The following is a 20,248-nucleotide window of genomic DNA, read 5'->3' as shown; positions in this document are numbered from 1 at the left end:
AAGTGAGCGTCAGTCGACGGTGATTTTTTGTTCGCGAATCAAGGTGGAGAGCACCTTGCCTTCATTGGCCAGCAAGGCTTTGAAGTCGGCGGTGTCCACCGCGGTGGCTTCGGCACCCAAGTCGCCGTAGCGCGATTTGACCGAGGGAATGGCCAAGGCTTTGGCCAGGTCACGGGTGACGCGGGCGATGACTTCGGGCGGTGTGCCGTTGGGTGACCACATGCCAAACCAAATGTCGAGGTTGGCGCCTTTGAAGCCTTGCTCGCCCACCGTGGGCACGTCGGGGAAGAAGGGCGAGCGCTTCTCGCTCACCACCCCCAAGAGCTTGACCTTGCCGGTGCGGATGTGCGGAAAGGCAATGCCGGGGTCGCACACAAAGTCGGCCTGGCCCGAGAGCACGTCTTGCAAAGCGGGGGCCGCGCCACGGTAAGGAATGTGCACGATGTCGGTGCCGGTGGCTTGCTTGAACAACTCACACGCGAGGTGCGGGGGTGTGCCCGCGCCCGACGAGGCATAAGACATCTTGCCCGGCTGCGCCTTGGCCATGGCCACCAATTCGTGCACGTCTTTGGCGGCGAGTTGTGGCTTGGTGACCAGGTACATCTGGGTTTTGCCAATGCCGGCCACGGGCGTCAGGTCACGCGAGGGCAGCAAGGTGGATTTGAACAACGAGGGGTTGGCCGTTTCCACCGAGGTGGGGGCAATCAAAAACGTGTAGCCATCGGGTGCGGCGCGTGCCACTTCAGCGGCGGCGATGTTGCCGCTGGCACCAGGCTTGTTGTCGATGACCACGGTTTGACCCAAGGTGTCGGTGAGGTTTTGCGCCATCAAACGCGCCAGCACATCGGTGGTGCCGCCAGGGGCAAAGCCCACCACGATGCGGATGGGTTTGGTCGGCCAGGCTTGGGCGTGGCTGGCCAGGGTGGTGCCCAGGCCTAGCACGGCCACAGCGGCCACGGTGAGCGCACGGCGCAGGGTGTTGGGGGTGTTTGTCATGGGTTTGTCTCCGTTGTAAAAATGAAAGGCACAGGGGAACAGGGTGGGCGCAGGGGTTGCGGTTGGCGCGGTTGGCTCAAGCCAGCGAGGCACGCAAGTCCTCGCGCAGCTTGAATTTCTGAATCTTTCCCGAGGGCGTGGACGGCATGCTCTCGCGCACCTCCAAGCGTTCGGGGATGTACTGCACGGCAATCTTTTGTTCTTTGAGGTAGGCCACGAGTTGTGGCAAATCGATGCGCTGGCCGGGCTTGGGCACCACCACCGCACAGGCACGTTCGCCCAAGCGCTCGTCGGGATAGGCCACGATGGCGGCCAAGGCAATGGCGGGGTGGCGGTAAAGCAGCGCTTCGATTTCGACCACCGGGATGTTCTCGCCACCGCGAATGATCACGTCCTTGCTGCGCCCAGTGATGCGCACATAGCCTTGGGCATCCAAGCGGGCCAGGTCGCCGGTGTCAAACCAGCCCTCGGCGTCGGTGCCGTTCCATTGCGGGCGCTTCAAGTAGCCGCCAAAGTTGGAGCAGGCACGCACGAGCAATTTGCCGGGCTGGCCGGGGGGCAAAGCCTGGCCATCGTCGTCCACCACTTTGAGCTCGACACCGGGCAAGGGTGAGCCGTCGGTGGTGAAGGCGCGCTCGTCGGGGTCTTCGAGTTCGATCAAGGTGACAGCGCCGTTTTCGGTCATGCCCCAGGCCGAGACAATCTTGGTGCCCAGCACCGCCCGCGCTTGCTCCACCAGCGGGCCAGGAATGGGGGCGCCCGCACACAAGAAGGTGCGCAGCGTGGGCACGGCCTTGCCGGACTCGGCCACGTTTTTGGCCAGGTCGGTGAGGAAGGGGGTGGAGGCCATGGTGAAGGTGCAGCCCTCAGCACGAATGAGGTCGATGGCTTTGAGCGGCTCCCACATGTCGAGCAAGACCGCCGACTCTTGCAACATGATGGGCATCATCAAGCCGTACATGAAGCCGGTTTGATGCGCCATAGGCGAAGCCATGAGCACGATGTCGTCATGCCCGAGTTTCAAGCGCTGGGCGTAGGGAATGATGTTGGCCATGGTGGTGTTGGCCGTGTGCATGACGCCCTTGGGTTCGCCCGTGGTGCCCGAGGTGTAGATGAGTTGGGTCACGTCATCTGGCGCGGGGCGGTGCTGTGTGAGGATGGCTTGCGCTTGCGGGTCTTGCTCCCACGCGGGGCCGCTGAGCAAGGCCTCGAAGCTGTTGGCGCCAGTGCCATTGACCACCACCACATGCTGCAAGTCGGGCAAGCTGGGTTGGAGGCCTTCGACCATCTGCTCGTAGTCAAAGCCACGGAACACCTTGGGCACGATGACCACTTTGGCTTCGCCGTGCTTGAGCATGAACGACAACTCACGCTCGCGGAAGATGTGCATCAGCGGATTGATCACCGCACCGATGCGCGAGCACGCCAAGTAGGTGACGGTGAACTGCCACCAGTTGGGCAATTGGCAGGCCACGATGTCGTTGTGGCCCACGCCGAGTTTGCTCAGGCCCACGGCCACGCGGTCGGCCATGGCAGCGAGTTCGCGGTAGGTAAAGCGCGTGACCACCCCACTCTCGGCTTGCACAGCGGTGACGGCCACTTTGTCGGGGCACTGGGCCAGGCAGCGCTCCAAATCGTCGTTGATGGTGCGGTCGTGCCAAAAACCTTGGGCCACGCTGTGGGCGCGGCGGGGTGGGATGAGTACGGCGTCAAATTGCATGCTTGTCTCCTCGTGGGGTGAGTGTTTTTTGTCGATGCTCAGGCGGGCACGAATTGGCGGCCTGCCCGGATGCGCGCAATGATGGTCTTCATGATCTGGGCGGTGCCGTCACCAATTTGGAAACCCAACACATCGCGCAAGCGTTGCTCCATCAGGCCACGGTCGTAGCCCCCATGGCCGTAGCACAGCAGGCATTGGTGAATCACGTCGTAGGCCAGCTTGGGGCCCCACCACTTGGCCATGCCAGCTTCGGCGGTGTGAGGCAGACCTTTGTCCTTGAGCCACAGGCCTTGGAGGCACAGCAGGCGTGCACCTTCCACCTCGGTGTCGAACTGCGCCAGCGGATGGGTGACGCCCTGAAAGGCCGACAAGGGTTGGCCAAAGGCTTGACGCTGGGTGATGTAGTCCCAGGTTTCTTCTAAGGCCACACGGGCCACGGCCAGGCACTGCAAGCCGATGAGCGAACGCGAAAAATCAAACCCGTGCATGACTTGCACAAAGCCTTTGTTCTCGTCACCCAAGCGGTGGCTCACGGGCACGCGCACGTTTTCAAAAAAGATCGAGCCACGGCCAATGGCGCGTTGGCCATGGCAGTCGAAGCGGTTGGTGGTCAAGCCCGGGGTGTCCATGGGCACCAACAAAGCGGTCACGCCATGCGCGCCGTCTTCGGCGCTGCCGGTGCGGCCAAACACCACGGTGATGTCGGCTTGGTCAGCGGCAGAGATGGAGGTTTTTTCACCGTTGATGACGTAAAAATCGCCATCGCGCTCGATGCGCAAACGCAGGTTGGCAGCGTCTGAGCCACCGCGCGGCTCGGTCAAAGCGATGGCGCAAATGGCTTCGCCTTGGGTGAGTTTTTTCAGCCACGGGCCCACCACCTCGGGTTGGCCGTACTTCGACAAAATTTGGCCGTTCAGCGAGGCCAACAGGTTGAGGTACGAAAAGCTCAGGTCGGCGCGGGCAATTTCTTCGTGGATCACGCCTGCGGCCAAGCAGCCCATCCCCAAACCGCCAAAGGCTTCGGGCAGTTCGGGGCAGATGAAACCCAACTCGCCCATTTCACGCAGCAAAGCGCGGTCGAGCACGCGGGTTTGGTCGCGCTCTTGAAAGCCCGGCTTGACGCGCTCGTCGGCAAAGCGACGCGCGGTGTCGGCCAGGGCTTGCAGGTCGTCGTCGATGTAGGGATTGGGGTTCATCAGGTGTCTCCGACCAGTGGCTTGGCTTATTTGGCGTATTTGCGGAAATCAGGCTTGCGCTTTTCACTCAAGGCCTTCACGCCTTCGCGCGATTCTTCGGTGTCGTAGTACAGCTTGAGCGCGTACATGCCCATGCCGGCAATGCCCGATTGGTGGGCGGTGTCCATGTTGAAGCTGCGCTTGGCAATGGCAATGGCGGTGGGGCTGCGTTCGCAAATCGTCTCGCCCCACTCTTGCACCGTGGCGTCAAGTTGGTCGTGGGGCACGCAAATATTGGCCAGCCCCATGGCCACCGCTTCTTGGCCGGAGTAGCGCTTGTTGAGGTACCAAATTTCGCGGGCTTTTTTCTCGCCCACCACGCGGGCCAAAAAGGCGGTGCCGTAGCCGGGGTCGACCGAGCCCATCTTGGGGCCGACTTGGCCGAAGATGGCTTTGTCCGAGCAAATGGTCAGGTCGCAAATCGTGCACAGCACGTTGCCGCCACCAATCGCATAGCCCTGCACACGGGCAATGACGGGCTTGGGCACGTTGCGGATGGCGTCGTGCAGCTCTTCCATGGGCAGGCCAATGGTGCCGCGCCCGTCGTAGTTGCCGTCGTGGGCGCTTTGGTCGCCGCCGGTGCAAAAGGCGCGGTCGCCCGCACCGGCCAACACAATCGCGCCGATGTCGCGGTCATAGCCGGCCTTGTTCAAGGCCTTGATGAGTTCGTCGCAGGTGGTGCCGCGAAAGGCGTTCATCTTGTCGGGGCGGTTGATGGTGATCCAGGCCACGCCGTTGCGGTTCTCGTACAGGATGTCTTCAAAGTTCATGGGAATCTTTCTGAATGGGGGATGCAGGTTGCGTGCGTTCGGCTTTTGTGTTCCGTGGGCTCAGCCGTTCATGGTCAAGCCGCCCGACACGCTGAGCACTTGGCCGGTAATGAAGGCCGCGTCGTCGCTGGCAAAAAACGCAATCGCGCCGGGCAGGTCTTGCGGCTGGCCAATGCGGCCCAGGGGGATGGCGCGGGTGAAGGCTTCCATCAACTTCTCGGGGTTGCCTGCGCCTTCTTTGTAGTCGGCAAACAAAGCGGTGTCGGTGGGGCCGGGACACACCACGTTGACGGTGATGCCGTGGCGTGCATGCTCACGCGCAATGGTTTTAGAGAACGCCACCAAACCGCCTTTGCAAGCGGCGTAGACGGCCTCGCCCGATGAGCCCACGCGTGCCGCGTCGGACGAGATGTTGACAATGCGCCCACTCTTGCGCGCCGCCATGCCGGGCAACACCGCGTGATGCATGTGCAGGGCACCTGTGAGGTTGATGGCGATCAAACGCTCCCACTGATCGGGTGTGGTTTTGGTGAAGGGCTTGAACACGTCCCAACCGGCGTTGTTAACCAACACGTCGATGGGGCCCAGTTGCGCCTCGGTGGCCGCCACCGCTGCGTCTACGGCGGCACGGTCGGTGATGTCGCACTTGAAGGCCACCGCGTGGCCGCCTGCGGCGGTGATGGCGTCGGCTACTTTTTGGGCGGCTTCTAAGTTCATGTCAAACACTGCCACCTTGGCGCCCTCTTGGGCCATGCGCTGGCAAGTGGCGCCGCCAATGCCACCACCGCCTCCGGTGACGACGACGGTTTTGTTTTTCATTCTTTGCATGGGTCTCTCCAGTTGAACAAGGTTGGTATGCTTGACTGACATTGCGCAAAGGTCTTTCGCGATATATGTCAATGTATTGACGTATATTACGCTTGCAGCATTTGACGCCGCAAGTCCTTTTACCGGTGAAAATACTATGGTTTACCCTGAAAAAAATGCCTCGACACGCATGGAATTGGCGAATCGCTTGTTTTTCAAGCTCTATCAATGTACCAATATGTTGCACAAAACAGGTACACGTGCTGTTGAAAATGAAGGGCTCACCACGCAGCAATGGGCGGTATTGGGTGCGCTGTCACGCCCCGAAGCACAAGGCGGGATGAGCGTGGGCGATTTGGCGCGTTACCTGATGGTGAGTCGGCAAAACCTGTCGGGCTTGCTCAGCCGCATGGAGCGCGATGGCCACCTCACGTTGGTGGCCGATGCACGTGATCGACGCGCCAAGCTGGTGACCATGAGCACACACGGTCGCAAGGTATGGCAACAAGACGCACAACCCAAGATTCGTGCGTATTACGACGCTGCGCTGACCGACTTTTCCACGGGCGACTTGACCCACACCTTGCACTACCTCCTCAAACTGCTGGGCAATATGGAGAAGATTGACGCGGGCACACCAGACGAGACGGGAGACAAACCATGAAAGCAGTGGTCATCACCGGACACGGTGGCAATGAGGTGGTGGAGGTTCGCACCTGCGAGCGGCCTGTTCGACAACCGGGCGAGGTGCTGGTGCGCATGGCCGCAGCCACCTTGAACCAGGTGGACTTGTACATGCGCAACAGCGGCGCGGGCATCACCCACCCACTGCCGCAGATCATGGGCTTGGATGGCGCAGGCACGGTGGAAGAAGTGGACGCCGATGAGCGCGTGCTCACCGTGGGTCAGAAGGTGCTGATTCACCCGTCCGTGACCTGTGGCCGCTGCGAGTTTTGCCAACGTGGTGACAACGTGTTGTGCACCCAAATTCAGCTGCTGGGTGAACACCGCCACGGCACCTTTGCCGAGTGGGTCAGCGTGCCCGCACGCAATGTGTTTGCCATGCCAACGGGCTTGAGCTTTGTGCAAGCTGCCGCGCTCGGCGTGAACCACATCACCGCCTGGCGCATGCTGGTGACCAAAGCACAGATCAAACCCTGGGAGACCGTGCTGATTTTTGGCATCGGTGGGGGCGTGTCGCTGGCGGCCATGCAGCTGGCCAAAGCCATGGGCGTGCGCGTGATCGTCACCTCTCGTGACGACAGCAAACTGGAGCGCGCCTTGGCACTGGGTGCGGACCACACGATCAACAGCCAAACGCAAGATGTGGCGAAAGCCGTGATGGCCCTCACCGATGGGCGCGGTGTGGACGTGGTGATTGAGAACGTGGGGCAAGCTGTGTGGTCAGCAGCCATGAAGTCGCTGGTGCGCGGAGGCCGCTTGGTGACTTGCGGTGCCACCAGCGGCGACCAGCCGCCTGCCGACCTGCGGCGCATCTTCATTCGGCAACTGCAAATTTTGGGCTCGACCCACGGCAACTTTGCCGAGTTCCACGACATGCTGGCGTTTGTGTCGCAACACGGCATTGAACCCGTGATCGACCACGAATACCCCATGGACCAAGTGCATGCAGCGCTGGACCGACTGGCGTCGCAACAGCAGTTTGGCAAAGTGGGGCTGGACTTACAGCGCATGGCTGAGCGGTAAGACAACCTGCGCCCACACCCGCCAAGGCTTGACAAGCGAAAACAGCGTGGCAATAATCCAATCCGATTCAAACCAGAAACATTGTTTTACCAAAGAAACACGAAACGGACTGGACAGGTATGCAACTACTCGGCATTGATGAAGTCACTTTTGGCGCCAAAGACCTGGATAAATGCCGCCAGTTCTTTCTCGACTGGGGCTTGTCGTTGCACACCGAATCGGCACAAGAGCTGGTGTTCACCTCGCTCAACGGTTGCCGTGTGGTGGTGGCCCACTCAGACAAACCAGGTTTGCCTGCTGGCGTAGAACCCGACCCCACTTTGCGTGAAGTGGTCTGGGGGGTGGCTAACACCGTAGACCTGGAGAGCGTGCGTCAACGCCTTCACCAACAACCAGGCTATGTGGACCAAAACGGGCGCGTCGGCTGCACCGACCCCAATGGCTTGGCCGTGCGCGTGCAAGTGACGCAAAAGCACGCCATCACCGTGGACTGTGCGCAGACCAACACCTGGAACGAACGCACGCGTATCAACCAAGCCAGCCCAGCGTATGACCGTGCCACACCGATTGAGGTGGGTCACGTGGTGTTTTTTGTCACCGATCTGGCAGCCACCTCGGCCTTCTACGAAACGCTGTTGGGCTTTGTGGTGTCTGACCGCTACCCCGGTCGCGGCCACTTTTTACGTTGCGCGCCCGAGGGCGGGCACCACAATTTGTTTTTGCTTCAATTACCGCAACCGCGCGCTGGCTTGAACCATGTGGCCTTCACCGTGCGCGATGTGCACGAGGTGTTTGGCGGTGGCCTGCACATGTCGCGTTGCGGCTGGGACACCGAACTGGGCCCCGGACGTCACCCCATTTCGTCGGCCATCTTCTGGTACTTTGTCAGTCCTGCCGGTGCACTGGTGGAGTACTACACCGACGAAGACGAGTTGACAGATGCTTGGCAGCCTCGCGAGTTCACGCCCGGCCCGACCGTGTTTGCCGAGTGGGCCATCAAAGGTGGCATAGACGGCCACACACGACGCCAAAAAGATGCCGAAGCGCCCAGCGGACGCTTCATGACCGACAAACCTCGCTGACCTTATTTCAAATTCCTTTTTCCTTTGGAGAGATGTGATGCGCGCACTACCCCCCTTGTCCAACGAGACTCACCAACACCGATCAGGCCCACCCACAGCCTATGAAAATTTGCTGGGTGATTCACTGGAACGTGCCTTTGCCCAAGGCATTCACGAGCTCGACGCCTTGGTGGCGTATCTGAACACTGCGGGTCCCTCGGGTCCCGATGGGCAGCCGTGGACGAGCGCATCGTTCGAACAAGAAATGGCCCGCTTGGGCGCTTAAATCAGGAGCACTCCATGAACACCTCTGTCATGCATTTCCAAGCCGACCCTACCGAAGCCGTGTTGGCCGAAGGTCTGAAAGACCTGTGGTACCCCGTGTGCCCCAGCACTTTTGTGAAAGAAAGCCCCGTGTCGCTGCGTCGCTTGGGCTACAAGATCGTGCTGTGGCGCGACCAAGCTGGCAAGGTGCACGCACTGGAAGACCACTGCCCGCACCGTGGCGCACCGCTGTCGCTCGGCGTGATCTTGGGTGACCGCATCGCCTGCCCTTACCACGGCGTGGAAGTGCGCTGCGACGGCACGGTGACCCGTGTGCCCGGCAGCCCCGGCTGCAAGCTCGAAGGTTCACGCCAAACGCGCACCTTCCACACGGCTGAATCCAACGGCGCCATCTTTTTGTTCAATGCACTCGACCCCCAACTCGAAACGCCCCCACCCTTGCGCTTGCCCGAGCAACTGAGCTCGCCCGAGTGGTCCACCTTCATTTGCTACACCGAGTGGGGTTGCGACTACCGCTACGTGATGGAAAACGTGATCGACCCGATGCACGGTGCCTACTTGCACAAGCAATCGCACACCATGGCCGATGGCGAGTTGACCGCTGATTTTCAAATTCGACCGACCGACGAAGGCTTCTTCTTCGAGAAGAAAGGTCAACGCAATGTGAACTTCGACTGGACCGAGTGGATGGCCAACGACGCGCACTGGATGCGCCTGGAAATTCCTTATCCCAAAACCGGTGGCCCTGGCGGCAGCTTCACCATCATTGGCAGCTATGTGCCCATCACACGCGACGCCGCAGGCATCTTCTTCTGGCGTTGCCGCAAGGTCTCGGGCTGGCAGCGCAATGCATGGCGCTTCTTGTACAAAAACCGTCTGGAGGCACGCCACTGGCAAGTGCTGGAACAAGACCGCGTGGCCATGGAACACATGGAGCCCGACGCCAACCAGCGCGAGCACCTGTACCAACACGACATGGGCATCGTGCGCCTGCGTCGCACCCTGAAAACTTTGGCCCAGCAACAACTGGACAAAGCCGCCGCTCAAAAAGCCTAATCAGGAACAGGAAACGCTGCATGGCCCAGACGCTGAACGCCTTTGTCCACACGCTGAAGTTCGAGGCCGAAGGCATCCTCAGCATTGATCTGCGGCCTGTGGCAGGCGGCGAGTTCCCGCCCTTTCCAGCAGGCTCACACATCGACCTGCACTTGCCTGGCGGCTGGGTGCGCAGCTACTCGCTGCTCAACGACTGTCGCGAACGCCACCGCTATGTGGTGGCGGTGCTCAAAGACAAAGCCAGCCGAGGCGGCTCACGCGCCGTGCATGAGCAACTGCGCATTGCCATGCCGCTGACCATTTCGGAGCCACGCAACAACTTTGCGCTGGTGGAAGACGCCGCTCACACGGTGCTGGTGGCTGGTGGCATTGGCGTGACGCCCATCTTGAGCATGGCGCAACGCCTGCACCAGCTGGGCTGCCCGTTTGACGTGGTGTACTGCGCGCGCACCCGTCGCAGCGCCGCCTTTGTGGCAGAAATTCAAGCCCTGGCGCCACAGGTGCATTGGCACTTTGACGACGAACAAGGCGGCCCACCCGATTTGCAAGCCCTGCTGGCGGCACGCCCTGGTGCAGGTGCCGCCCACACGCATTACTACGCCTGCGGCCCTGCCGTGATGCTGGATGCGTTTGAGCGCAGCTGCGCGGCCCTGGGCTACCCCCATGCCCACATCGAACGCTTCAGCGCCGTCGAGGTGGCCCCCGCCAGCGATGCACAACACACCTACACGGTTGAACTCAGACGTTCAGGCCAAGTGCTGACCGTGCTGCCCGGTCAATCGCTGCTGGCCACACTGCAAGCCGCCAAGATTGATTGCAGCACCAGCTGCGAAGAAGGCATTTGCGGTGCCTGCGAAACACGAGTGCTCGAAGGCACACCCGACCACCGCGACTCGGTGCTCAGCCCTGCCGAGCAAGCCAGCAACACCGTGATGATGGTGTGCGTGTCAGGCTGCAAGAGCGCGCACCTGGTACTGGACCTCTGAGCGTCAAACCCCAGCGAACGACCCGCCGTCGAGCAACACGTTCTGGCCGTTGATGTAGCCCGCGTGCACGCTGCACAAAAACGCACAGGTGGCGCCCAACTCGCTGGGCTGGCCTAAGCGATGCGCGGGGTGCTTGGCCAGACGCGCGGCGCGCACGTCATCGACGCTGCGGCCTTCGCGTTGTGCTTGGGCCGCAAAGTTACCCGCCAGCCGCGCCGTGTCAAAGGTGCCTGGCAACAGGTTGTTGATGGTGACACCTCGGGCCACGGTGGAACGCGCCAAGCCCGACACAAAGCCGGTCAAGCCACTGCGTGCGCCGTTGGACAGCCCCAAGCCATCGACCGGCGCTTTGACTGCGCTGGAGGTGATGTTGAGGATGCGACCGAAGCCGCGCGCCATCATGCCGTCGACCGTGGCTTTGATGAGTTCGATCGGGGCCAGCATGTTGGCGTCCAAGGCTTTGAGCCAGATGTCGCGGTCCCACTGGCGAAAGTCGCCCGGAGGCGGCCCACCTGCGTTGGTCACCACGATGTCGAACGCAGGGTGCGCCGCCAAAATGCGGGCCCGTCCTTCGGCGGTGGTCACATCGGCCGCCACCCAATGCACGGCACCCGCGCCCAGCGCTGTCAAGGCCAGGGCGGCTTCGCGCAGCGGTGCTTCGGTGCGGGCGACGATGACCACCTCCACCCCTTCGCGCACCAAGGCTTGCGCACACGCAAACCCCAGGCCTGCACTGGCGCCACACACCAAGGCCTTTTTTCCGGCAATTCCTAAATCCATGGGGGTGCTTTCTTGCTTTGTGTCAGTCGGCTTCGATGTGGCGGCTCTGAATCACGCGCCGCCAGGTGAGGGTTTCCTGACGAATATGCGCTGCAAATTCGTCAGGACTTTGGGTGGCTTGCGTCAGCCCTTGGGCGTGCAGTTGGTCGCGCACGGCGGGGCGGCTCAAGATGTCGGCGGCGTCTTTGGCCAGCTGCTGCAACAACTCAGGCGGTGTGCCGCTGGGCGCCAGCAAGCCATACCAAGACGTGACCACCACACCCGAGACGCCTTGCTCGGCCAAGGTGGGAATGTCAGCTGCCACCGGTGTGCGCACGGCATCGGTCACGCCCAAGGCCACCAACTTGCCGCTGCGGATGTAGGGCAAGGTGGCGGGCAGGTTGCTGAACATCAAGGGCACGCTGCCGCCCAGCACATCGTTGAGCGCTGGGCCCGTGCCTTTGTAGGGCACATGCAACCAGTCGGCCCCGGTTTGTTGTTTGAACAACTCACCTGCCAAATGCAAGCCACTGCCTACGCCCGGCGAGGCATACGACAAGCTGTTGGGTTTGGCTTGCGTCAAGGCCAACACATCTTTGAGGTTTTTCACCGCCACACCCGGACCGGCCACCAGCACATTGGGCGCTTTGGCCAACATGGTGACGGGGGCAAAGTCCTTCTCGATCTGGAACGGGAAATTGCGCATCAAGGTGGGGTTGATGGTGAGGTTGCCCGCTGGCACCACCAGCAAGGTGTGGCCATCGGGCTTGGCGCGTTTGACTTTGTCGAGGCCTAAATTGCCTGCCGCACCCGCCAGGTTCTCCACCACCGCCGATTGGTTGTAGCGCTTTTGCAAGCCATCGGCCAGCCAGCGGGCCAAGGTGTCCACCGGCCCACCGGGCGGGAACGGGGCCACCACGGTGAAGCGTTCTTGCGCCAACATTTTTTCTGCGCCAGACACAGGCTGCGCGTGGGCAAACACACCGAACGCCAGCGCTGCCAGTGCGAAAGCGCACGCCATGACGTGTCGGCGCTTGCGCGCGTGCAGCAAGGTCATCTCAAGCGCCAGCCCAAGGCAAGGGGTTCTCGTTGAGACCCCAGTAAAAACTTTTCTGGCTGGTGTATTCCAAAATCCCCAAGCGGCCTTTCTCGCGGCCTGTGCCACTGAGCTTGACGCCGCCAAACGGCGTGCTGACGGAGAACAGCTTGTAGGTGTTGATCCACACCGTGCCGGTTTTCAAGGCGCTGCCAATGCGCCAGGCAGCTTTGTAATCGCGCGTCCAAATGCCTGATGCCAAGCCATAGACGTTGTCGTTGCACTGGGCCAGCAGATCGGCCTCGTCGTGCCAGGGCAGCAAGGCCAGCACGGGGCCAAAAATTTCTTCCTGGCACATCTGTGCGGTGTTGGGCAGCCCTTCGATCACGGTGGGCAGGTAATAACTGCCACGGTCAAACAAGCCGCCTTCAGGCCGCTTGCCGCCAAACAACACACGACCGCCCTCTTGCACGCCCAGCGCCACATAGCGCTCCACCGACGCACGGTGACCCAGGTTGACCAAGGGGCCCATTTGGGTGCGCTCATCGGCGGGGTCACCCACGCGCAAGGCTTGCACGCCCGCGAGCAAACGGCGTTTGAATTCGTCGTACACGCTGGCATGCACAAAGGCCCGCGAGCCCGCGATGCACGACTCGCCCGAAGAGCTGAAGATGCCAAACAGCACCCCAGCCACGGCGTGGTCCAGGTCGGCATCGGCACACACGATGGTGGGCGACTTACCGCCCAACTCCAATGAGGTGGGCATGAGCTTTTCAGCCGCCAAGCGTTGAATGCCTAAGCCCACGCTGGTGCCACCGGTGAACGCGATGCGTTGAATGAGGGGGTGTTTGACCAATGCGTCCCCGACCACCGAACCTTTGCCTGGCAAGACGCTGATGATGCCGTCGGGCACCCCGGCTTGCTGCGCAATCTTGGCCAACTCGATGGCCATGCGTGGTGTGATTTCGGCAGGCTTGAACACCATGGCGCAACCCGCCGCCAATGCAGGTGCCATTTTTTGGGCTTCGCTGGCGATGGGCGAGTTCCAGGGTGTGATGGCACCCACCACACCCAGAGGTTCGTGCACGCTCATGGTCAGGTAGTCGCCACGTGCGGGGGTGAGGGTGTCTTCCCAGGTTTCGCAAGCCGCGGCAAAGAACTGGAAGGTGCCTGCGGCGCTGGCCACCAAGGCACGGGTTTCGCTGATGGGCTTGCCGTTGTCGAGGCGTTGCAGTTGTGCCAGCTCTTCGCCACGGGCACGAATGCCAGCGGCAATGCGGTGCAAGATGCCCGCACGTTCATGGCGTTTCAGGTTAGCCCATGACGGTTGCAAACGTGCGTGCTCGGCGGCTTGCACGGCCTCGTCCACATCGGCCACAGTGGCCGCATGCAAGCTTGCCACGGTGCTGCCATCTGCGGGGTATTCGGTGGAATATTGGGGACCTGAGGCATCGCGCCAGCGGCCCGCAATGAAGGTTTGAAGGTGCTGTGTCATGACGGGCTCACAAAGTGACCGCAGCGCTGCGGTTGTGCAAAAAGCGCAGTGCCGACAACACGGTGAGCGCCGAGGTTTTGGGGTTGTCCGCCAAGGGCTTGCCGCGCAGGGTGAGATGCATTTCGCCAAAGGCGCCACGGGCCACAATTTCGTGGATGTTCTCGCTCACGCCAGGGTCGGCAATCAAGCACACTTGGGTCGCGTCCAGCCCCAAGCCCGCCAAGGACACGGTGGCCGCCACGTTGGCGTTTTTTGGGTACAGGCGTGCAGCTTCGCGCGCACTGGCTTGCAAGATGACAGCGGGTTCCGTCAAGGTGTCGAGGTTGACCACTTGCTCAGCGGGCGTTCCACGCCAACCGCTGGGCGGTTTGCGCCCGGTGTAGGTGACATCACTCAAGCCGCCCAGGCGAGCCGCCGCAATGGCGTCGATGCCGCCAATGGCACCCGACAGCAAATGCACCTGGGTTTGGCCTTGCTCGGCCGCTTGGGCCAGTTGCTCAGGCAAGCCCGCATCCGACAAAGCGCCCACCGACAGCACCGCGCATTCAATGCCGCGCGCCAGGGCGGGCACCACGTGCTGGGTCAGGGCCGAGTGCCCAGCGCACTCCAGCACCAAGCGGCTGCTGGCGGGCACCTGGTCACTGACCTGCACCGCGCTCCCCAACTCGGCTTGCAGCGCGGCCACACGCGCCGTCGACACCACGATGTGTGCGATGCGGGTGTGGGCCGAGCCACGCATGCGTTGAAAGATCGAACGACCAATGGCACCGAAGCCGACCAAGGTCACCTCTTGCACAGCACGTGGCATGGGCTCACTCCTTTTTCAAAATAGGGCCGGCGAACTTGACCGCGAAAGCGCCCCAGCGGTTCATGTCGACTTCGACCACCACCGTGCCTGGCGTGGCGAACGCTTGTTGCAGCACGGCTTGGGTTTGCGCAGGCTCCGACAAGGCCAGGTGCGTGACCTTCAGGCTGGCACAGAACTGGGCAAAGTCGGGCGTGTGCAAGTCGACATAGCAATGGCGGCTGCCATAGATGTCGTCTTGGATGTTTCGGATCACCCCGTAGCGGCTGTCGTTCATGAGCAGCACCACCAGGTTGGCTTTTTCTTGCACCGCACACGCCAACTCACCCACGTTGAGCATGAAGCCACCGTCACCCACCAAGGCCACGGTTTTGCGGCCCAGCTGGTGTTCGGTATCGGCAATGGCCGTGCCAATGGCCATGGCCAGGCCTTGACCAATGCCCCCGCCCAGCGCGTGCACACCGGCACGGGGGTGGTCGAGCACCGGCGCACGGTTGCCCCACATGGTGTTGGACAAGGTGATGTCACGCACCCACCACAGGGCTTTGCCAGCGTGGGTGGCGACGGCGTTTTTCAGCGTGACGTAGGCCCCCAAGGTGGCGTCCACCAAGCCAGCCGCTTCAAGGCGCGCTTGCTGCACGTCTTGGCGCAAGGCAGGGTCGACCTGCATCTGGCCTTCGAGCGCATCGGCCAAGGCATGCAAGGTATGCGCAGCGTCGCCTTGCACAAAGTAGTCGCTGGTGTAGCCACGGTTGTGGGCCAAGGCGTTGGCATCGATGCGGTAGAGCTTGGATGGCAGCTTGAGCTGGTAGCGCAGGGTTTCGTTGCTGCGCAAACGCGAGCCCACCACCAACATGGCGTCACAGCTTTGGTAGAGCGTCTCTGCCGGTTTTTGCAGGTTGTACGACCCCAAAGAGGCCGGGTGGTCTTCGGCCAAGATGCCGCGCCCTTGCACCGAGGTGACCACACCCCACCCCATCTTCACAAAGCGCTCCACCGCCGGGCCCGCGGCACGGGCACCGCCGCCCAGCCACAGCAGAGGACGCTTGGCCGAGCGCAAGCGGTCCGCCAAAGCCTGCACCTCAGACGCGGGGGGCACCACAGGGGGTACGGGCAAAGGCGTGACTTCAGACGGCAGGTCCATCAACAGGCCTTGCACGTCGATGGGGATTTCAATGCTGACGGGTCCACACGGAGGGGTGAACGCGAGGCGCACGGCCTCACGCAGCGTGGCCAAAGCGGTTTCGGGGTTGCGAATGCGAAACGCCGCTTTGCCCACCGCTTGCAGCATGGCCACTTGAGCCGGCGCTTCGTGGATGTAGCCCAGGTCACGGTCCAAGTAAGGCGACTCGATTTGACCGGTCAGATGCAACAGCGGCGTGCCTGCGGTGAGCGCTTCAATCATGGCGCCTGCCGCATTGCCCGCACCCGTGCCGGTGCTGGTGACGCACACGCCCAAGGTGCCGGTGACACGCGCATAGGCGTCAGCCATGTTGCAGGCACCGGCTTCGCCGCGCGCCGACACAAAGCGAATTTTTTGCCGACGGTGGAAGGCATCCAAGATCGGCATGTTGTGAATCGAGATCACACCAAAGGCGGCCTTGACGCCGCACTGCTCTAAAAATCGGGTGGCCAGCTCGCCAACGGTGATCTGTGCTGTCGGGTTGGATGTGGTCATATCGAACTTGGTTTTTGAAAGTGGCTGATGCGCTCGGTCAATTGAGCGGCAGCAGATTGAACGTGGGACAGCAAGACCTTGGCAAGCTCCGGGTCCACCTGTTGGGCAGGCACGGTGATGCTGATGGCGGCCACCACGTGGTGCTGGTCGTTGAACACGGGCGCCGCGATGGTGGAGATGCCGGTCTCGAACCCGCCCTGGCTCAAGCCATAGCCATTGGCGCGGTCTTTGTCGATCAAGGTTTTGAGCTGCGCCAAAGTGGTGGGCGTTTTGTCGGTGTACTTGGGAAGCGGTGTTTCGGGATAGAGTTTTTTCAGGGCGGCCATGTCGAGGTCCGACAACAGCAAACGCCCGAGCACCGTGGCGTGAGCGGGCAAACGCGCACCCACTTGGATGGAGTGGAACAAGGCACTGCGCCCTGCCGCCTTCACCACAAACACCACATCGCGGCCATCGCGCACCACCAAGTGCGCCGAATAACCCGAGGTATCACGCAGTTGTTCGATGACGGGACGACCGTACTCGGTGAGCTCCATCGAGGCCAAAAACTCAAAGCCCAGGCGCAACACACCGATACTGAGTTTGTAGCTGGTGGAGTCGCCCACACGCTCGACAAAACCCGAGCGTTCCAGGGTGTGCAAGATGCGAAACACCGACGCACGGGGCAGGTCCATGCTGCGGGCCAAATCGGCCCCCGTCAGGGTTGGCGTGGTGCGGTTGAACTGCCCCAGCAGTTCCAAACCACGTTGCAGCGCAGGCACCAAATATTTGTCGTCAGAGGTGGCGGTCATGAGGTCTGCTTTGCGGTGAGGCCGAGCAAGGCGTTGACAACATCGGCGCCTTCGAGCGCACAGGCGTGCCCCACATCGCCCAAGTCGTGCCAGGGTAGCCCTAAGCGCGCAGCCAAGGCTTGGCAGCCGGCCATGGGCGTGATGCCATCGGCACGACCGCTGGCGATGGTCAAAGGGGCGGTGCCATGCTGCAAATCGGTGGCGACATCGCCCTGCGACAGCATGTGGGTGGCCTGGGTGTACCCGGCGGGATGCACCTGGGCCATGATGTGTTGCACAAAGGACAATTGTTCAGGGCTGGCTTGGGGCGACAACATGGCCACTGCACGTTTGCTGGCCATGCCTTGGGGCCCCAAGGTATGCAGGGCGCGCAAGCGGTCATCGCGTTTTTGTGCGCGCAATGCAGCATCGGCCAAACCATAGCCTTGTGCGGGCGCCAACAACACCAAGCGCGACACGCGCGCGGGCTGCGCGGCGGTTGCGCTGGCCGCCATCAAAGCGCCCAAAGAGTGGCCCACCAAGGTGATGGGATGGGTGACACCCAAAGCGTCCAACCAGGCCCAGACGCGCGCCGCGTAGTCGCTCGGCAAAGGCTCTGTGGGGCCGACAGGTGTGGAGGCGCCGTAACCAGGGGCTTCCCAGGCCAACACACCAACGGGTGGGTTCGCAGACTGGGCAGCCGAGTCATGAGGCAACGACTTCGTCGCTGCGTCGAGCTGCATCAACCAACTGCCAGAGCCCGAGCCAATGCCGTGTAGAAACACGTGCGTGGTCTGAGGCAATGGCACACCGGCGTGGCGGTATTGCACCGTGCCCAAGGCGGTGTCGACCTGTTGCAAGGCATGGGCTTGCAAACGATGCTGGAGATCGGTGGCGGCAGTCATAGGTCCGCGTTTCAGCGCTTGACTTTGGAGAGCGGGTGCTCGGGTGGGTAGGTAGGGGTGATGGGCTTGGGGGTGCCCAGCATCACACACATCAGCGCGTCTTCGTCGGTGATGTTGACTTCTTCGCGGTACACACCAGGTGGCACAGAAATCAAGTCACGCTCGTGCAGGATGGATTCCCAGCGCTGGCCGTCTTTTTCACACACGATTTTCATCTTGCCGCGCAGCACAAAGAACACCTCTTCCACGTCGTAGTGGATGTGTGATGGGCCAATGCCACCGGCGGGGATGACCATGGTGGAGAAGGTGAAGTGCGCCGAAGGCACGGTGTTGTTGTCGCTGGCCACGCCCGTGGCACCGGTGCCCATGTAGCGCATTTGGGCGCGACGGTAGCGGGGGTCGACTTTGGCCTGGAATGCCAAAGCGTCCCAGTCATAGCGGCGGGTGGCAAAGCGCGCCACACGCGACTCCAGCCAAGCACCCAAGTCTTGGCCGCTGGCTTGCATCATGCTGCGTTGGATATCAGCTTCGGGCGGAATATTGGCATCCATCAAACCGCGTTCGTTGAACACGGGTTGGTTGGCAGCTGCTTGGGTGGTGGTCATGGGGATCTCCTTGAGGACAGGTTTAATTCATCACAAAGCCGCCATTGACGGGTAAGACTTGGCCCGTCACATAGCCGCTGCTGCGGGATAACAAAAACAGCACGGTGGCGGTCACGTCGTCGGGCACTTGGGCGCGTTCGATGGCGCGACCTTGGGCGTAGTACTGGTGGCGGGCTTCGGGCACGTACTCGGTGGCTTCGACCAAGGTCAGGCCTGGCGCCACCGCGTTGACGGTGATGCCTTGGGGCCCCAGCTCGCGCGCCATGGAGCGGGTCATGGCCATCACCGCACCTTTGCTCGACACATAGGCCATCAGGCGCGGGGCACCCCACAAGGCGGTGTCGGACGCGAGGTTGACCACACGGCCCGTGCCGCTGGCGGCCAGATGCGGCGTGGCCGCCACGGTGGCCAACCAGGGTCCGCGCACATTGACAGCCATCACCTGGTCCCAGGTGTCGACGCTCAACTCGTCCATGTTTTTGCCACCCGAGTTGGTGATGGCGGCGTTGTTGACCAAGCCGTCCAAGCCCCCCCAATGGGCAGCGGCGGCGTTGACACCCGCCTTCACGGCAGCGGGGTCGGACATGTCCATGGGCAGGTAGTGGGTGACGTCGCCCAGCTCGGCGGCCAGGGCGCGGCCGCGCTCGTGCAGCACATCGCTGATGACCACACGGGCACCGGCAAGTACCAAGGCGCGCACAAAGGCCTCGCCCAAACCACGGGCACCGCCCGTGACCAACACGCGACGGCCCGTGAGCGAAATTTCTGAAGCTTGGGTGCTCATGCGGTGCGTCTTTCTGCGCTGGGCAAGTAGTGCAACACGCGCCGCTCGGTCAACACCACGGCGTAGTACGCCACGATGCCAATGACGGTGAGCGCACCAATGATGACGAACACACCGGCGGTGTTGCCCTGGCCTTCAAAGAAGACCAACAAGTAACCCAATCCCATGTTGCCGCCCACCAGTTCACCCACGACCACACCAATGACGGCCAAGGTGCTGGCAATGCGCAAGCCAGAGAACAACGCGGGCATGGTGGTGGGGTACTCGACCATGCGAAACACCTGCAAGCGGGTGGCTGAGAAGGAACGTGCCAGGTTGATCATGTCGTAGTCCATGGTGCGCATGGCCGACAAGACGTTGATGAGCACGGGGAAAAACACAATCAACACCGCCACCAAAATTTTGGGGTACATGGTGTAGCCCAGCCACATCACAAACAAGGGCGCAAAGGCCACCTTGGGTGCAATTTGCAAGGCCAGCAGATACGGTGACAACACGGCCTCCACACGCGGCGACAGGCCCAAGGCATAGCCAATCAAAGCCCCCATGAGCGAGCCCAACACAAAGCCAATCACCACTTCTGCGGCCGTGATGCCGGTGTGCCACAGCAACTCTTCCGCCCCCCAAATGCGCACGGCCTCGGTACACACGGCGCTGAAACGAGGCAGCACAAATTCAGGAACGCCCAACCAACCAGGCCCCCACTCCCAGGCTGCAAGGAATAAGACCAACACAGCCAGGCTCAGGCTGGTGGTGACAAGACGGTCGCGTTGGGCGCTCATGAAGGT

At 61.9% G+C, this 20,248-nt stretch carries 21 protein-coding genes; 6 read left to right on the top strand and 15 right to left on the bottom strand.

All coding sequences use genetic code 11. The annotated features are described in order from the left end of the window. Positions 1 to 9 precede the first annotated feature (9 nt). From B9Z39_RS03815 to badH, 5 genes are all read right to left on the bottom strand, one after another. Entirely contained in the window at positions 10 to 996 is a 987-nt protein-coding gene (locus B9Z39_RS03815) for a tripartite tricarboxylate transporter substrate binding protein (RefSeq protein ID WP_108300767.1), read from the bottom strand. 76 nt (positions 997 to 1,072) lie between these two features. Continuing rightward, entirely contained in the window at positions 1,073 to 2,716 is a 1,644-nt protein-coding gene (gene aliA / locus B9Z39_RS03810) for a cyclohexanecarboxylate-CoA ligase (protein ID WP_108300766.1), read from the bottom strand. Between the two features lie 38 nt (positions 2,717 to 2,754). Then, on the bottom strand, positions 2,755 to 3,912 hold the full coding sequence (gene aliB, locus B9Z39_RS03805; protein WP_108300765.1) for a cyclohexanecarboxyl-CoA dehydrogenase: 1,158 nt from the start codon (positions 3,910 to 3,912) through the stop codon (positions 2,755 to 2,757). Between the two features lie 26 nt (positions 3,913 to 3,938). Further along, positions 3,939 to 4,721 carry a 2-ketocyclohexanecarboxyl-CoA hydrolase gene (gene badI, locus B9Z39_RS03800; RefSeq protein WP_108300764.1) on the bottom strand — a complete coding sequence of 261 codons (783 nt, stop codon included), beginning with the start codon at positions 4,719 to 4,721 and terminating at the stop codon, positions 3,939 to 3,941. Positions 4,722 to 4,781: 60 nt separating this feature from the next. Further along, complete coding sequence (gene badH / locus B9Z39_RS03795) at positions 4,782 to 5,549, bottom strand: 2-hydroxycyclohexanecarboxyl-CoA dehydrogenase (RefSeq protein WP_100147975.1); 768 nt, start codon at positions 5,547 to 5,549, stop codon at positions 4,782 to 4,784. Positions 5,550 to 5,718: 169 nt separating this feature from the next. Between badH and B9Z39_RS03790 the strand changes: the two genes are divergently transcribed. The 6 genes from B9Z39_RS03790 to B9Z39_RS03765 all read left to right on the top strand — a co-directional run bounded on the left by B9Z39_RS03790 (position 5,719) and on the right by B9Z39_RS03765 (position 10,623). Beyond that, on the top strand, positions 5,719 to 6,192 hold the full coding sequence (locus B9Z39_RS03790; protein ID WP_233248908.1) for a MarR family winged helix-turn-helix transcriptional regulator: 474 nt from the start codon (positions 5,719 to 5,721) through the stop codon (positions 6,190 to 6,192). Continuing rightward, positions 6,189 to 7,235 carry a zinc-binding dehydrogenase gene (locus B9Z39_RS03785; protein ID WP_100147977.1) on the top strand — a complete coding sequence of 349 codons (1,047 nt, stop codon included), beginning with the start codon at positions 6,189 to 6,191 and terminating at the stop codon, positions 7,233 to 7,235. Before B9Z39_RS03790 ends, B9Z39_RS03785 begins: the two co-directional genes overlap by 4 nt. 119 nt (positions 7,236 to 7,354) lie before the next feature. Then, positions 7,355 to 8,317, top strand: coding sequence for a VOC family protein (locus B9Z39_RS03780; protein WP_108300763.1), 963 nt, complete (start codon positions 7,355 to 7,357; stop codon positions 8,315 to 8,317). A 37-nt stretch (positions 8,318 to 8,354) separates the two neighbouring features. After that, entirely contained in the window at positions 8,355 to 8,582 is a 228-nt protein-coding gene (locus B9Z39_RS03775; RefSeq protein ID WP_100147979.1) for a recombinase-like helix-turn-helix domain-containing protein, read from the top strand. Positions 8,583 to 8,596: 14 nt separating this feature from the next. Next, positions 8,597 to 9,637, top strand: a complete 1,041-nt coding sequence (locus tag B9Z39_RS03770) for an aromatic ring-hydroxylating dioxygenase subunit alpha (RefSeq protein ID WP_100147980.1) — start codon at positions 8,597 to 8,599, stop codon at positions 9,635 to 9,637. Between the two features lie 20 nt (positions 9,638 to 9,657). Further along, positions 9,658 to 10,623, top strand: coding sequence for a PDR/VanB family oxidoreductase (locus tag B9Z39_RS03765; RefSeq protein WP_108300762.1), 966 nt, complete (start codon positions 9,658 to 9,660; stop codon positions 10,621 to 10,623). 3 nt (positions 10,624 to 10,626) lie between these two features. On the opposite strand, the gene B9Z39_RS03760 is transcribed toward B9Z39_RS03765, so the two are convergent. From B9Z39_RS03760 to B9Z39_RS03715, 10 genes are all read right to left on the bottom strand, one after another. Continuing rightward, positions 10,627 to 11,403, bottom strand: coding sequence for an SDR family oxidoreductase (locus B9Z39_RS03760; RefSeq protein ID WP_108300761.1), 777 nt, complete (start codon positions 11,401 to 11,403; stop codon positions 10,627 to 10,629). A gap of 22 nt (positions 11,404 to 11,425) precedes the next feature. Continuing rightward, positions 11,426 to 12,439 (bottom strand): Bug family tripartite tricarboxylate transporter substrate binding protein, encoded by a 1,014-nt coding sequence (locus tag B9Z39_RS03755; RefSeq protein WP_369908108.1) that lies wholly within the window; start codon positions 12,437 to 12,439, stop codon positions 11,426 to 11,428. A gap of 1 nt (position 12,440) precedes the next feature. Further along, on the bottom strand, positions 12,441 to 13,913 hold the full coding sequence (locus B9Z39_RS03750; RefSeq protein WP_108300760.1) for an aldehyde dehydrogenase: 1,473 nt from the start codon (positions 13,911 to 13,913) through the stop codon (positions 12,441 to 12,443). Between the two features lie 7 nt (positions 13,914 to 13,920). Further along, the gene (locus tag B9Z39_RS03745) at positions 13,921 to 14,721 is read right to left on the bottom strand and encodes an aspartate dehydrogenase (protein WP_108300759.1); all 801 of its coding nucleotides are present in this window, start codon (positions 14,719 to 14,721) and stop codon (positions 13,921 to 13,923) included. 4 nt (positions 14,722 to 14,725) lie between these two features. Next, complete coding sequence (locus tag B9Z39_RS03740) at positions 14,726 to 16,396, bottom strand: thiamine pyrophosphate-binding protein (RefSeq protein ID WP_108300758.1); 1,671 nt, start codon at positions 16,394 to 16,396, stop codon at positions 14,726 to 14,728. Further along, positions 16,393 to 17,187, bottom strand: a complete 795-nt coding sequence (locus B9Z39_RS03735) for an IclR family transcriptional regulator (RefSeq protein WP_108300757.1) — start codon at positions 17,185 to 17,187, stop codon at positions 16,393 to 16,395. Before B9Z39_RS03735 ends, B9Z39_RS03740 begins: the two co-directional genes overlap by 4 nt. Further along, entirely contained in the window at positions 17,184 to 18,071 is an 888-nt protein-coding gene (locus B9Z39_RS03730; protein ID WP_100147990.1) for an alpha/beta fold hydrolase, read from the bottom strand. Before B9Z39_RS03730 ends, B9Z39_RS03735 begins: the two co-directional genes overlap by 4 nt. Positions 18,072 to 18,082: 11 nt before the next feature. Then, positions 18,083 to 18,580, bottom strand: a complete 498-nt coding sequence (locus B9Z39_RS03725; protein WP_233202738.1) for a cupin domain-containing protein — start codon at positions 18,578 to 18,580, stop codon at positions 18,083 to 18,085. A 118-nt stretch (positions 18,581 to 18,698) separates the two neighbouring features. Further along, the gene (locus B9Z39_RS03720; RefSeq protein WP_100147992.1) at positions 18,699 to 19,460 is read right to left on the bottom strand and encodes an SDR family oxidoreductase; all 762 of its coding nucleotides are present in this window, start codon (positions 19,458 to 19,460) and stop codon (positions 18,699 to 18,701) included. Continuing rightward, complete coding sequence (locus tag B9Z39_RS03715) at positions 19,457 to 20,242, bottom strand: ABC transporter permease (protein WP_100147993.1); 786 nt, start codon at positions 20,240 to 20,242, stop codon at positions 19,457 to 19,459. Before B9Z39_RS03715 ends, B9Z39_RS03720 begins: the two co-directional genes overlap by 4 nt. Positions 20,243 to 20,248 lie beyond the last annotated feature (6 nt).

This window comes from Limnohabitans sp. JirII-29, from assembly GCF_003063395.1.
Taxonomy (GTDB): Bacteria; Pseudomonadota; Gammaproteobacteria; order Burkholderiales; family Burkholderiaceae_C; genus Limnohabitans.
This window is presented reverse-complemented; position numbering and strand designations above follow the sequence as displayed.